Here is a 14,371-nt window from a genome sequence, read left to right as displayed (position 1 = left end):
GGGACCGTCCCAAGGCAAGCTGTGCGTTTAGACCTTCATCTGCCGCGTGTCAATCGGGCAGCAGATACTCGACCAATTCGGTCCGTTGCAGCGCCAGAAAGTTGTCGTCCGAGATCATCGTGGCCCGCAAACGTCCCTGACCATCCCGCCAGATCGTCAAACCTTCGAGGTTGTCATGCGCGCCGGTTCCGGTTTCGAACAGGGTTTCCTCGGCGTTTGGCACGTCGCCTGTCAGATCCCATCGCCGCAGGCGCGAGCGAAAGCCGATTGCCGAGAGGCTTCGCTCCAACACGTAGAACCGCCCATCAGGACCGAAATCAGCGGCAACCGGCTTGAACCAACCACGCTGGGGCAGAACAAATGGGGTCGACCAGGTTTGGCCATTCCAGCGGTAGACGGGAATATCTCCGTCCGGGGTGCGGTTCGTTTCCGGCAGCGTATACAGCCGCCCGCGCCTGTCGATGGCCAGACCTTCAAAGGACCCGTTGTCGGCGAGATGCTGAAATGCCCGCGGGCGTGGCAACACACGCGCCTTCGTGCCCAGAGCGGGGTAATGGGCGACGCGGTGCACCCCTTCGAATGAGATATAGAACCCACCGTCAGGAACCGCCGCAATCCCTTCGGAATCGCCAACGCCGCCGGACATGCGATGCCCGTTGCTGGACAGAACCGGCCATTGCCCCAGAATGCGAATGCCGGTGATCTCGCCATCAAGACGGTCAATGCGCGCCGTCACCAACCGTGCCCGGTCGCTCAGCGCCATCATCTGCTGCCCATTGTCCGAAATGTGCAGCGCCGAGAATCCACCGAACCAATCCGCCTTGTGACGCCATGCAAAACTGCTTTGATGTGTGGCGGTTTTTACATCCACTCCAGGGGCTGCCGTGGCCAGAAACAGTGCCGCACCTACTTGGATTGCAAGACTGAGGCGCATTGTTTCGGCAAATCGGCCAGCACATATTCCCGGCGTTTCTTGGGCGCCGGCGCGTTCGGGTCGGGCGGCGGCGGGTTCAGGATGTTACGCACCCATTGTTGCGCCTCGGCACAGCCATCGCCCTTGGGTGGTGCATCCTGGTTGACGCATCCCTTTGATCCTCTTGGGCATTTCAGGCGCACGTGAAAGTGGTAGTGATGCCCCCACCAGGGCCTGATCTTGCGCAGGTAGGCCCGGTTGCCTTTTTCATCGTTGCACATCTGAACCTTAGCCCCGGGGAACACGAAGATACGTGCCACGCGCTTGTCCTTGGCGGCTTCGCGCAGTACCGCGTGGTGCTGTTTGGTCCAGTTGCTGTTGACATAGGCACCGTTCGAGCGGCGCAGCGATATGGACGAAATATTCTCGCGCGCCTTGCGCGACAGGCGCATGTTGTCACCCGGAAGCATCCAGATATCGATATCCAGCCCCAGCTGGTGCGAGCGGTGTCCCGAAGTCATTGGCCCGCCCCGTGGCTGGCTGATATCCCCGATATAGAGACCGTTCCAACCCGGCTGTTTCGCTGCAAACCGGCTGAGGTCCTGCACGAAATCGATCGCCTCGGGATGCCCCCAGTTGCGATTGCGCGACAGCCGCATTGCCTGCCACGTGGGCCCGGTTTCGGGCAATTGTACCGATCCGGCCGCACATCCGCGCGAATAACTGCCGAACGCAGCCGCTTTTTGTTGCGAGCTTACCTTCTGTGCCCCGAACAACTGCTTTGCCAAGGGCTGCGCTGATGCCGTATGCGCCAGCGCGGTTATTACCAATAGTGCCAAAAAACGTAGTAAAATCATCTGCTCTGATCCCCTTCAGGTCTGACCCAGCGCATCAGGAATAGACCCAGAATAAACAACAGAATGATTGGTGACACCCCCAGACGCGCACTGCCGGTTGCGGTTGTTGCAATCCCGATCAACAACGGGGCCGCAAAAGCGGTCGCGCGCCCCGACAGACCATAAAGACCAAAGCTTTCGACCGGGGTTTCGGGGTCGGTGTGGCGCACCATCATCGAACGGCTGGCCGATTGCAGAATGCCTCCCATGCCACCGATCAGCACACCACAGCCAAAGAAGACGAGGTCAGGCAGGTTGGATCCGTCAGGCAGGCCGATGCCGTAGATCTGCGTCCGGTCCATCGAAACCACTGTGACGCAGACAAAAATCAATACCCAGATCGCCACCAATATCACTGGTTTCGGGCCATATTTCTTGTCTGCCTTCCCCCCGATCCACGCAAAAACGGCCGAGGCGAGAACACTGACGATCCCGAATACTCCGATCTTGATCAGATCCCATTCCAACACCAGCCGCGCGTAGACACCACCAAAACTGTACAGCCCGTTCAGTGCGTCGCGATAGAACATGGACGAACCGAGGTAACTGGCCAAACTGACGCGATAGCGCAAGTTAGACACTGATTTCGACAACAGGCGCAGCGCCTCACCCACGCTTCCCTTCCTGTCCGTCGCCGCATCGTCGCGGACCCACAGGAAGTACGGCACCATGAACAAAATGAACCACATTGCGGTAAAGGGGCCGACAAAACGCGTGCCTTCCCGGGTGGCGGCATCCAGACCAAGGGCGGGCGTCATCCCGATCAGGGTTTTGCCGTTTGGCTGTTCCACAAACAGCGCCAGCATGATCGCCAGCGAAATCAGCCCTCCAAAATAGCCAAAGGCAAAGCCCGAGCCCGAGATCTCGCCCACTTCGCTGTCATCACCCAGATCGGGTAGCTGCGAGTTGATGAAGATCAGCGCATATTCCGCACCTACGAAGCCGAAACCAAAAGCCGACAGCATCAGCCACATGTTCGAGCCATCGGGCATCGTGTACCAAAGCGCCGCTGACCCGACCGCATACATGACCGAAAAGGCAAATATCCACGGGATGCGCCGCCCCGAGACATCCGCCATTGCCCCCAGAAGCGGCGCACCAAAAGCGATGATCAACCCGGTGATCGTCAGACAGTTGGCCCAAACGGTCTGCGCGCGCGCCGCAGCCGCCTGCGCATCCAGCCCTTCAGTGGTGAAATACCCGGCGGCGACGCCTGCGAAGTATGGGCCAAAGACAAAGGTGACCAGAAGGGTGTGATAGGGCTGGCTGGCCCAGTCAAAGAACCACCAACCCCAGATGCGCCTGCGCTTGGATATTTCTGCCATCTCTGCCCCTGTTTATCGTTGCGATTATATGACTGGGCTTTAATTCAAATCGCAAGCGTTGAGTGCCAGACACTTGCTCTTTGTCGCTATGGTGCTTAGGTCTCGGCCAACAAGAATACGGAGAACCCATGCTGTCGCTGATCCAAATCCTGCTGCTGATCCTGGACATTGTCTGGTTCATCATCCTGGCCCATGTGATCATGAGCTGGCTGATCAACTTTCAGGTGCTCAACCTGCACCAACAGCTGGTCGCGCAAATCTGGTACGGGCTGAACCGCCTGTTAGAGCCTATCTATGGCCCGATCCGGCGTATCCTGCCCAATATGGGCGGTCTGGACCTGACGCCGCTGGTGGTGCTGATCGGGGTCTATGCGCTGCGGATCATCCTGATCAACAACGCGGTCTATTTCTACTGACCTCTTGTTCCCCGATTCCGACTGTGTGATTGTCCTTTCAAGAGCAGTCAAATCTTGAAACAGGGCACCCCCGCACATGTTCGACGCCGCGCCTCTGCTGCGAGATGTCTTTGGATTCGATGACTTCCGCCCCGGGCAGGAAGAGATCGTCGATGCCGTAACCGCCGGCCAGAACGTGCTGGCCATCATGCCCACGGGCGGCGGCAAATCCCTGTGTTATCAACTGCCTGCCCTGCTGCGCGACGGGGTGACGGTGGTGATCTCGCCGCTGATCGCCCTGATGCGCGATCAGGTGCGGGGGCTGCAAGAAGCCGGGGTCGAGGCCGGTGCGCTGACCTCGGGCAACACTCCCGAGGAAACCGATGCCGTGTGGGCGGCTCTCGAGGCCGGGCGGCTGAAACTGCTGTACATGGCGCCCGAACGGCTGGCCGCCGGGTCGGCACTGGGCATGTTGCGGCGGATCAATGTCAGCCTGATCGCCGTGGACGAGGCCCATTGCGTCAGCCAGTGGGGCCATGATTTCCGTCCCGACTATCTGCGGATCGGAGAGCTGCGGCGCGCGCTGAACGTGCCCCTGGCCGCCTTCACCGCCACGGCGGATGCGGAAACCCAGGACGAAATCGTCGAGAAACTGTTCTATGGCACGCCCCCGCGCAAGTTTCTGCGGGGCTTCGACCGGCCGAACATCCACCTGGCCTTTGCCGCCAAGGACAGCCCGCGCAGGCAGATCCTGGATTTCGCCGACGCGCGCCGGGGCCAGTCGGGCATCATCTATTGCGGCACCCGCAACAAGACCGAAGTTCTGGCGCAGGCGCTGCGCGAACAGGGCCACAGCGCCTGCCACTATCACGGCGGGATGGAGGCCGAGGACCGCCGCATCGTCGAAACCCGCTTCGCGCGCGAGGACGGGCTGATCGTGGTGGCCACCGTGGCCTTCGGCATGGGCATCGACAAGCCCGATATCCGCTGGGTCGCCCATGCGGACCTGCCGAAATCCATCGAGGCCTATTACCAGGAAATCGGCCGCGCCGGGCGCGACGGCGGGCCGGCCGAGACCCTGACTCTGTTCGGCCCCGACGATATACGTTTGCGGCGGTCCCAGATTGACGAGGGGCTGGCGCCACCCGAACGCCGCATGGCGGATCATGCGCGGCTGAACGCGCTGCTGGGGTTGGCCGAGGCGCTGGAATGCCGCCGCCAGACCCTGCTGGGCTATTTCGGGGAACAGGCCGCACCCTGCGGCAAATGCGACCTGTGCGATACACCGCCCGAAGTATTTGATGGCACAACACCCGTCCGAATGGCCTTGTCCGCGATTCTTCGCACCGAGGAGTGGTTTGGCAGCGGTCATCTGATCGACATCCTTCTGGGGAACGAGACCGACAAGATCCGCGCCCGTCGTCATGATGGTCTGTCCACCTGGGGCATCGGCAAGGACTGGTCGCGCGCGCAATGGCAGGCGATATTCCGCCAGATGATGGGGCACGATCTGGTGCGCCCCGACCCCGAACGCCACGGGGCCTTGCGCATGACCGAGGCCGCCAAACCTATTCTCAAGGGCGAGGCAAAGATCAATCTGCGCAAGGACGCCCTGCGCAAGGCAACCCGTCGCCCCGCCGTGAAAGCCATGGTGTCCGATGAAGATGCGCCCTTGCTGTCGGCTCTCAAGGCCAAAAGACGCGCTTTGGCAGAATCCGCCCGAGTCCCGGCCTATGTCATTTTCCCGGATCGCACCCTGATCGAAATGGCGGAAAAGCGCCCCATGACGCTGGACGAGATGGCCCGGATCGGCGGCGTCGGCGCCAAGAAGCTGGAGCGCTATGGCGACACCTTCCTTGAAGTGATCGCGGGCGAGGCCCAGGCGTTGCACCCGGCGCGCCGCAAACTGGCCGGTCGCGATCAGGGCGACATCTATGACCGCTTGCTGGAAGTACAGTCCCAATTGTCCCGCGGCCCCGACGGGATAGACAAGCCTCTGACCTGCTCGGCCTCGCAACTGGCAAAGGTGGCGCAGATACGCCCTGACGACCTGCGTGGACTTGAACAGGTGCTGGGCGACCGGCGTCACGAAAGGTTTGGCACTGCCTTTCTGGACGTGTTGCGTGGCGCGGGCTAGATACGTCAGAGCAGGCAAGAAAAGAGGGCAGGTATGCTGGTAGTGATTTCCCCGGCCAAGCGGCTGGACTGGGCAGAGCGGGACGTTCAAGTCACACAGCCGGATTTTCAGGATGATGCGATCAGACTGTCCAAAACCGCGCGCAATCTGACCCTTGGCGATCTGAAAAAGCTGATGGGTCTGAGCGATGATCTGGCGCGCCTGAACCGCGATCGCTATCGTGCTTTTTCCGACATGCCAGACGCCGATGCAACGCGCCCGGCCGCGCTGGCCTTTGCGGGGGACACCTATCAGGGTCTGGAAGCAGCTTCGCTCGATCCTGACGAACTGGCATGGGCACAGGATCATCTGCGCATCCTCTCCGGTCTCTATGGTGTGTTGCGGCCACTGGATGCGATACAGCCTTACAGGCTGGAAATGGGCAGCAAGCTGAAAACACGGCGCGGCAAGAACCTTTACGAGTTTTGGCGCGACCAGCTGAGCAAAGCTCTGAACGCACAAGTCAACATGATCGGCAGCGACGTTCTGATCAACTGCGCCAGTCAGGAGTATTTCGGCGCCGTGGACCCGAACGCGCTGAAATTGCGCGTCATCTCGCCGGTGTTCATGGAAGACAGGAACGGCACACCGAAGATCGTGAGTTTCTTTGCCAAAAAGGCGCGTGGCGCAATGGCGCGATATGTCATTCAGCACCGCCTGACCGACCCCGATGCCCTGCTGGATTTCGATACGGGCGGTTACGCGTATCGTGCTGACCTGTCGGAAAAGGACAAACCTGTCTTTGTTCGACCTTATTCGGCCTGAAACCGTGACAGCCTGATCGATGCTTCCCTCCACGGTTTTGGGCCGAGGGTCCGGGCGAGGGGCCAGCCCCTCGCGCTCCCCGGGATATTTTCAGCCAGATGAAGTGGGATCCTGTTTGCGGTCACACATGGGTGCGTGTTCCTGGGCGAGGTGATTGTCCATGACTTCGCTTACGCCATCTGGTTGGTGTTGCAGGATCATTTGATGAATGTGGTTTTTGCGCAGCGGTTTCGTCATGTAGTGATCCAACCCCGCGGACAGGATGCCCTGATCGTCACCGGCCATTGCATGAGCCGTCAAGGCGACGATCGGGACATGACGCCCTGTTTCGACCTCAAGCCTGCGGATTTCAGCAGTGGCTTGTTTGCCGTCCATTTTTGGCATCGATATATCCATGAAGACCAAGTCCGGGTCAAATTCCTGAAAGATCTCGACGGCTTCTATTCCATTGGACGCAAATCGCAGATCTATATGCAGGTCTTTGACCATCTTTTTCAGGATCAGCTGGTTGGTAAGATTGTCCTCGGCCGCAAGTACCTTCATGCGCCTTGTTTCCAAGACCTTGGTTTCTCGGCCGTCGGCAACGGGTTTTCGCTGCGTCGAACGACGTTCTGGCGGCGGGGTGTCCTTGAGAGCCACGAGCCTGGAATACAACTCGGCCCTGGGGATCGGCTTCTGCAACACACCGTCGATCAGTTCGCGGGCTGGGTGCGTGTGGATCAGAGATGGATTTGCAGACATCACGATGACCGAAGCGTCGCCCCACCCACGGTCTTTGAGGGTGACGGCAAGATCCAAGCCATCCATATCCGGCAGATCATGATCGCACAGGACAAGTTCAATCGCGTCATGCATTTCTGCCAGCGCCTCGGCCGCTGATGCGCAAACCGTCACTTCGGCCCCCAAACGGCCAAGTTGTTTCGCCAGAATGGCCCGGTTTACGGCCAGATCCTCGACCACCATGACGTGTTTCACGCAATCCGCCAGTTTCGGAGGCTCGGGCTGTGGGCCTTCTGCCGTGGGCAGCGACACCCTGAACCCGAAACAGGATCCCCGACCCGGTTCGCTTTCGACCCAGACTGAACCGCCCATCATGGTGATCAGGCGCCTGGTGATCGCAAGACCCAACCCGGTACCTTCAAATTGACGATTGCGTTCATCTTCGACCTGATTGAACTCACCAAAAACGTGGTTGATCTTGTCCGCATCGATACCGATGCCGGTATCTTCGATGGCAACATGGATGTCGCATGTTTGAGCCTGGGCATGCGGAACGCCTGTCACACGGACCAGGACATGCCCTTCCGTGGTGAATTTGACTGCGTTGCCGACCAGATTGGTCAGAACCTGCCGTATTCGGCCCGGATCGCCCACGAAAAGGGTGGGCAGGAACAGGTCGTAATCCACAAGCAACGTGAGCCCCTTGTCACGCACGCTTGGCTGCAACAGCATTGCGACTTCAAGAATGCAGCGCTCCAGATCGAAGGGTTCAGGGTGCAAAACCAATTTGTCCGCCTCGATCTTGGAGTAATCAAGCACGTCGTTGATGATAACCAACAATGCCTCACCCGAATTGCGGATGGTGTTGACATAGAGCCGCTGTTCTTCGTCCAGCGGAGATTCATCAAGCAGTTCGGCCATACCCACGATACCATTCATCGGCGTGCGGATTTCATGGCTCATATTGGCGAGAAAGGCTGATTTGGCCCTGTTGGCCGCTTCCGCCCGTTCGCGGGCAGCCTTCAGTTCTGATTCGTGCCGGACCGACGCGGTGATGTTGAGCGCCAGGCTGACCACGTCACCGCCGCTGCCACGCTGATCGATCAGGCGGATGTAGTGACCGTTCCACAGTTGCATGACGATCGGAGGTGGATTGGCCCGATTCCAGCGTGCCTGCATTCTGGCCTGCCATTCCTCGGCAGTTTCGTCACCGGTATCGACAATTCCTTCGGTGGTCAGCAATTGCAGAATGCGCTGGTAGGAAATCCCTGGCGCCACCTCATCCAGCCCTTCAAACACGCTGAGATACGCAGCGTTTGCGCTGATGAGCCTGCTGTCGCCGTCAAAGAATGCAAACCCGTCCTGAATGGTCTGGATCGAATGCCAAAGGCGGCGTTCGGCAATCTCGATCTTGGCATGAGCGACGGTGAGATCCGATTTGACCTTTTCGTTTTCGCCGCGAACAGTTTCAACTTCGGCCTGAGTTTCACCAATGCGCCTGGTCAACGCCATGGCGTGTTGGCCCAGTTTGCGATTGGCGGCCGAAAGTTCGGCCTGTTTCAAGGCAAGCATTCGTTCGGCTGCCAGACGCGCACGCCGTTCCTGTGCCAGTTTGTTTGCAAGACTCATTTTGATCGTTTCCGGGACGTTCGGATCTCAGCATCGCGACAGAGAATGAAAAACTGTTTAAGCCGTTGCGCTACAGGCGCGCGCCATGCAAGGTTGAGCGCAAAGAGGAGAGCACGATGCACCGCTTTGTTTTTATTTCAATAACTTACTTAGTTTTCCTTCTGATCCTTCCCGCTGCCGTTCTGGCGCAGAGTGCGGTGCCTGAGTTCCGCTATGTCACCTCTCGGGATACGGATTTTTACGGGGCGGATCTGGATCCGTTGTTCGACACCGATCTGAAGTCCTGTATTCAGGCTTGCTCGGCCAACGCGCAATGTACGGCGTTCACCTACAACACCCGATCCGATGCCTGCTTTCCCAAAAGTGGCGTGAACCGACAAGAGGCGTATCAAGGCGCATTGTCCGCGCAAAAGGTGCCAAGCGCTGAACAGACCCTAACCTTGGGAAAAACGCGCGAGCAAGCACTGAGCGTCCTGAGTTCTGACGATCTGGTGCACGCAAGAAAGCAAGCCCGCGATCTGGGATTCCTGCACCCGGCAGGGGGGTATGACCTTCAGGCCGTTCTGGATGCGGCGCGCGACACGGGCAGTGTCGCACAAGCGATGCAGTGGATCGGTGTCGCCGTATCGCTCAGCGACAGCGCGGATCTTTGGGTGGAATATGCGCGCCTGCTGCTGGCCATGAACCCTTCGGGTTGGAATGAGCGGCGCGACCTGCGCAACCGCGCGCTGAATGCGTCGATCAATGGCTATCTGCGCGCCGAAACCCCCGGCACCCAGATCGCTGCCCTGATGACCCTTGCGGAAGCCCTGGAAGAGGTTGAGCGCGGGCGCGACATGATTCCCGTTCTTCGGCTGGCCGAGCAAGTGCAGCCGCGCGAAGACGTGCTGTCCGCATTGGACAAAGCGATCGGCAAATACGGTTTCCGCGTGGTCGACAGCTCGGTCGAAAGCGATGCGGCAACACCCAGGATCTGTATCGAATTCTCGGAATCGCTGGTCAAGGCCGGGGTCGACTATGATCCCTTCGTTCAACGTGACGCCGACGGGCTGGTCGTGCAGGCCGAGGACAGCCAGCTTTGCGTCGATGGGGTCGCGCATGGCCAGCGTTATCGCCTGACGCTGCGCGAAGGCTTGCCTGCCGCCTCGGGCGAAGCACTGAATCGCAGCATCGAACTGACCCATTATGTACGCGACCGGACGCCTTCGGTTCGGTTTCCCGGACGCAGCTATGTCCTTCCGAAATCTGCCGACGCGGCCTTGCCCGTCGAAACGGTCAATGTCACCGAACTTGACCTGACCCTGCGGCGGGTCAGCGACCGGAACCTGTTGCGAGCCGTGCAACAGGGTTTTTTTGGCCGCCCGCTCAGCGAATGGCAGGAGGAAGAATTCTCGGACCAGATTGCCCAGGACATCTGGACGGGTACTGCCGAGGTTTCAAACCAGTTGAACCAGACCATGACGGCACGTCTTCCCATGGCCGAAGCGATCTCGGATCAACCTGCGGGTATCTATGCATTGACCGCCCGGGTTCCGGGGGCCGATCCCTATGACAATCCCGGCGCAACGCAATGGTTTGTGCTTTCTGATCTGGGGATCAGCACCGCCCTGGGCACTGACGGGCTGCACGTGACCGTGCGCGGGCTAAGCGACGCGGCACCGCGCGAGGGTGTCGAAGTTTCGCTGGTCTCAGGGGCGAACGCCGTTATCGCATCGGCACAGACCGATGAAACCGGCTATGTAAGGTTCGATCCGGGCCTGACACGCGGCAAAGGGGCCAGCGCGCCTGCTTTGGTGACGGCGGCAATCGATGACAGCGATTTCAGCTTTCTCTCGCTGACCGATCCTGCCTTTGACCTGTCGGATCGCGGCGTTGAAGGGCGCGCACCGGCGGGGCCGGTCGATGTCTTCCTGACCACCGACCGAGGTGCCTACAGGGCCGGCGAAGTGATCCATGTCACCGCCCTGTCCCGCGATGGCAAGGCGCAGGCCATCGAGGGCCTGCCTCTGACGGCGATCCTGTATCGCCCGGACGGGGTGGAATACCGCCGGTCTGTCTCGGATGGCGGTGTTGCCGGGGGCCATGTCTTTGCCCTGCCCGTGGCCGCAGACGTACCGCGTGGCGCATGGAAGATTGAAATCAAATCCGATCCCAAGGGCGATGCGCTGGCGCGTCAGACCGTTCTTGTCGAGGATTTCCTGCCCGAGCGTATCGATTTCGAACTGACCCTGCCCGACGCACCCTTGCGCCCCGGCGACAGCCCACCGCTCGCGATCGACGCGCGCTATCTCTTTGGAGCGCCGGGGTCGGACCTGAGCATTGACGGGCAGGTCATCGCGCGCCCGGCGGACACGGTTCCGGGCTACGACGGATATCGCTTTGGTCGCTATGATGCAGAGATCTCGAACAAGAGCACATATTTCGGTGACATGCGCACAGACACGGCGGGGCAAGTAACAGTGGCCGTCGAAGTCCCTGTATTAGAGACTGAAGGAAAGCCGATCGAGGTCGAAATCATCGCCCGGCTGGCCGATGGCTCGGGCCGCCCGGTCGAGCGTCGCCTGACCGCGCCCGTCCTGCCGCCGCACCCTGTTATTGGTGTCAAACCTCTGTTCGACGAAGTCATTCCGGAAGGCACCGAAGCTGCATTCGAGATCGTTGGCCTGTCTCCTGAGTTGACGCCCATTCCGATGCATCTCCGCTGGACGCTGAACAAGATAGAAACGCGCTATCAGTGGTACCAGCTTCACGGCGACTGGAACTGGGAACCGACAACGCGCCGCAGCCGTGTCGCCACCGGCGAGGTAGACGTCTCCTCTGACCCTCTGACACTGACCCAACCGGTGGAATGGGGGCGCTATGAACTGGTGGTGCAGCGGGTTGACGGAACATATTCCGAAACCGCCGTCGATTTCTATGCGGGCTGGTATCAGGCCGCCGATGCATCGACCACGCCGGACCGGCTGGAAATGTCGTTGGATCGCGACAGCTATCGCATCGGGGATACCGCGCAGTTGCGGATCGTGCCCCGCATGGCCGGTGTCGCTCAGATCGAAGTCCTTTCGAACCGTCTGATCCATCGCCAGATCGTGGAGGTGCCCGAAGGGGAAACTCTGATCCCGATTGAGGTGACCCAGGATTGGGGCGCCGGGGCTTATGTCACCGCAACCGTGATCCGCCCAATGGATGTTGCAGCTGGTCGGAACCCCGCGCGGGCGATGGGCGTGGCCCATGCCAGCATCGATCCAGGGGACCGCAGACTTTCCGTAACTGTCGATGTGCCCGAGGTCACCGCACCGCGTCAGACGCAAAAAGCCCGTATCAGGGTCGAAAATTCCGTGGACGACGAACCGGTCTGGCTGACGCTGGCCGCCGTCGACGTGGGCATTCTTAACCTCACCGGGTTCAAAAGCCCGGACCCGCAAGGATACTATTTCGGGCAACGCCGCCTGGGTGTTGATCTGCGGGATGTCTACGGGCGACTGATCGACGGCATGAACGGAGCCATGGGCACAGTGCGCTCGGGCGGCGACAATGACAGCGGGATGCGACGCCAGTCTCCGCCACCGACACAAGACCTGATGGCCGTGTTCAGTGGCCCGGTCAAGATCGGCGCGGATGGAGAGGTTGAGATCGACATTCCCCTTCCCGCCTTCAACGGAACCGTCCGGTTGATGGCCGTCGCGTGGTCGCGCAAAGCCGTCGGTCAGGCCGAGGCTGAAATGATCGTCCGCGACCCGGTGGTCGTCACCGCCAGCCTTCCGCGCTTCCTTGCCCCGGGCGATCAAAGCCGGATGCGTCTTGAGATCGTCCATGCAGATGCCACACCCGGAGAAATGGCACTTGGGCTGACCGCCTCCGATGGTTTGGAACTGGGCGCGGCACCGGCCAGCTTTGTGCTGGAGGACGGTGGCAAGGCGGTTTTCGAGATCCCGATCACGGCCAGCGCCATCGGCGATCCTGAAATCAGCGTATCGATCACCACACCTGATGGGCGCGACCTGTCGCAAACCCTGCGCATGCCGGTGCGGGCCAATGACCCGGTGATTGCACAGACGCGGCGTTTTGCCTTGGGCGCAGGCGATAGCTTCCTGTTTTCTCAGGATGTGTTTGACGGGTTCCAGCCGGGTTCAGCCAAGGCCATCCTGTCCGCCGGAGCGTTGGCCAAATTCGACACGCCCGGTCTGCTGGATCAGCTAAACCGTTACCCCTATGGCTGCACCGAACAGATCACCAGCAAAGCGCTGCCGTTGCTGTACCTGTCATCCGTTGCGCAAGCAACGGGGCTGGGGGATGGCCCGGTTGTGGATCAACGCATCGCCGATTCGATCCGCAGTATCCTGACCCGTCAGGCCGCAAACGGCGCCTTTGGCCTGTGGCGCGCAGACAGCGGGGATTTCTGGCTGGACGCCTATGTGACCGATTTCCTGTCCCGTGCCCGCATTCAGGGGCATCCCGTGCCGGACCGGGCGTTTGCTCAGGCGATGGACAATCTTCGGAACAGGGTCAATTACGCGCCTGATTTCGACGAAGGCGGTCAGGACATCGCCTATGCCCTGATGGTTCTTGCGCGGGAAGGCGCGGCCTCGATGGGCGATCTGCGCTATTACGCGGATGTCAAAGGGGATGCCTTCGACACCCCTCTGGCGGCGGCGCAATTGGGCGCAGCTCTGGCCTCTTACGGCGACCAGACCCGCGCGGATGCGATGTTCAACCGTGCCGCGCGAATGCTGGATGATCGGCAACGGAACCAGCAACAGAACGTCTGGCGCGCTGACTACGGCACCCACCTGCGGGATGCGGCCGGTCTGTTGACCCTTGCCGTGGACGCGGGCAGCGAGGCGATTGACCGCGATGCTTTGATCCAACGGGTGAGCACGGGCCGCACGCCGTTGTCCACGCAGGAGGCCACGTGGTCATTGCTGGCGGCGCACGCGCTTGTGTCTGACCCAACGGGGTCGGGCTTGGTGGTCAACGGGGCGCCGGTTTCCGGTCCGTTCGTGAAAGTTCTGCAATCCGGACAGGCGTACGAGATCAACGTCACGGCCGCCGACGGTCAGGCGACGGATATCACCTTGACGGTCACAGGCATCCCGGAGGTTCCGCCCGAGGCAGGCGGCACCGGCTATGCAATCGAACGGCGGTATTACTCGATGGATGGCGATCTGATCGATTCAGAACGCTTTGCCGTGGGTGATCGGTTCGTCACTGTGCTGCAAGTTACACCGTTCGAAAACGGCGGTGCGCGGTTGATGGTGGACGATCCACTGTCCGCCGGGATCGAGATCGACAACCCGAGCCTGCTCCGCTCGGGGGATGTCCGATCGCTGGACTGGCTGGATCTGTCCGACGCCACCCATACCGAGTTCCGCTCGGACCGGTTCCTGGCCGCCGTTGATTTGTCCGGTCGTGAAACCGTGACGCTGGCCTACGTGGCGCGCGCCGTGACACCTGGCGTGTTCCATCATCCAGCGGCCTCGGTCGAGGACATGTACCGCCCACAGAATCGGGCGCGGACATCTACCGGACGGGTCGAGATCCAGTGACCGGCC

The 14,371-nt window shown here is 60.5% G+C and carries 8 protein-coding genes; 4 read left to right on the top strand and 4 right to left on the bottom strand.

The window, feature by feature from the left end; all coding sequences use genetic code 11:
- Positions 1–49 precede the first annotated feature (49 nt).
- From ACR0C6_RS15490 to ACR0C6_RS15480, 3 genes are read right to left on the bottom strand one after another with little or no spacing between them, the layout of a single operon-like run.
- Positions 50–934 carry an esterase-like activity of phytase family protein gene (locus ACR0C6_RS15490; RefSeq protein WP_480620068.1) on the bottom strand — a complete coding sequence of 295 codons (885 nt, stop codon included), beginning with the start codon at positions 932–934 and terminating at the stop codon, positions 50–52.
- A complete protein-coding gene (gene mepA, locus ACR0C6_RS15485) occupies positions 907–1,770 on the bottom strand; it encodes a penicillin-insensitive murein endopeptidase (protein WP_480620066.1) in 864 nt (287 codons plus the stop codon). The genes ACR0C6_RS15490 and mepA overlap by 28 nt, the downstream gene beginning before the upstream one ends.
- Positions 1,767–3,134 (bottom strand): MFS transporter, encoded by a 1,368-nt coding sequence (locus tag ACR0C6_RS15480; protein WP_480620064.1) that lies wholly within the window; start codon positions 3,132–3,134, stop codon positions 1,767–1,769. Before ACR0C6_RS15480 ends, mepA begins: the two co-directional genes overlap by 4 nt.
- 128 nt (positions 3,135–3,262) lie before the next feature.
- Here ACR0C6_RS15480 and ACR0C6_RS15475 point away from each other — a divergent pair, with 128 nt between their 5' ends.
- From ACR0C6_RS15475 to yaaA, 3 genes are all read left to right on the top strand, one after another.
- Complete coding sequence (locus ACR0C6_RS15475) at positions 3,263–3,550, top strand: YggT family protein (RefSeq protein ID WP_005980077.1); 288 nt, start codon at positions 3,263–3,265, stop codon at positions 3,548–3,550.
- A gap of 76 nt (positions 3,551–3,626) precedes the next feature.
- Positions 3,627–5,666, top strand: a complete 2,040-nt coding sequence (gene recQ / locus ACR0C6_RS15470) for a DNA helicase RecQ (RefSeq protein WP_480620062.1) — start codon at positions 3,627–3,629, stop codon at positions 5,664–5,666.
- A gap of 33 nt (positions 5,667–5,699) precedes the next feature.
- On the top strand, positions 5,700–6,470 hold the full coding sequence (gene yaaA / locus ACR0C6_RS15465; RefSeq protein WP_480620060.1) for a peroxide stress protein YaaA: 771 nt from the start codon (positions 5,700–5,702) through the stop codon (positions 6,468–6,470).
- Positions 6,471–6,560: 90 nt separating this feature from the next.
- On the opposite strand, the gene ACR0C6_RS15460 is transcribed toward yaaA, so the two are convergent.
- Entirely contained in the window at positions 6,561–8,819 is a 2,259-nt protein-coding gene (locus tag ACR0C6_RS15460; RefSeq protein ID WP_480620058.1) for a response regulator, read from the bottom strand.
- 116 nt (positions 8,820–8,935) lie between these two features.
- On the opposite strand from ACR0C6_RS15460, the gene ACR0C6_RS15455 reads away from it, so the two are divergent.
- On the top strand, positions 8,936–14,365 hold the full coding sequence (locus ACR0C6_RS15455; RefSeq protein ID WP_480620056.1) for an alpha-2-macroglobulin family protein: 5,430 nt from the start codon (positions 8,936–8,938) through the stop codon (positions 14,363–14,365).
- Positions 14,366–14,371 lie beyond the last annotated feature (6 nt).

The organism is Ruegeria sp. AL12 (genome assembly GCF_056540885.1).
The sequence above is the reverse complement of the archived record's forward strand: the minus strand, read 5'-3'. Positions and strand labels throughout refer to the sequence as shown.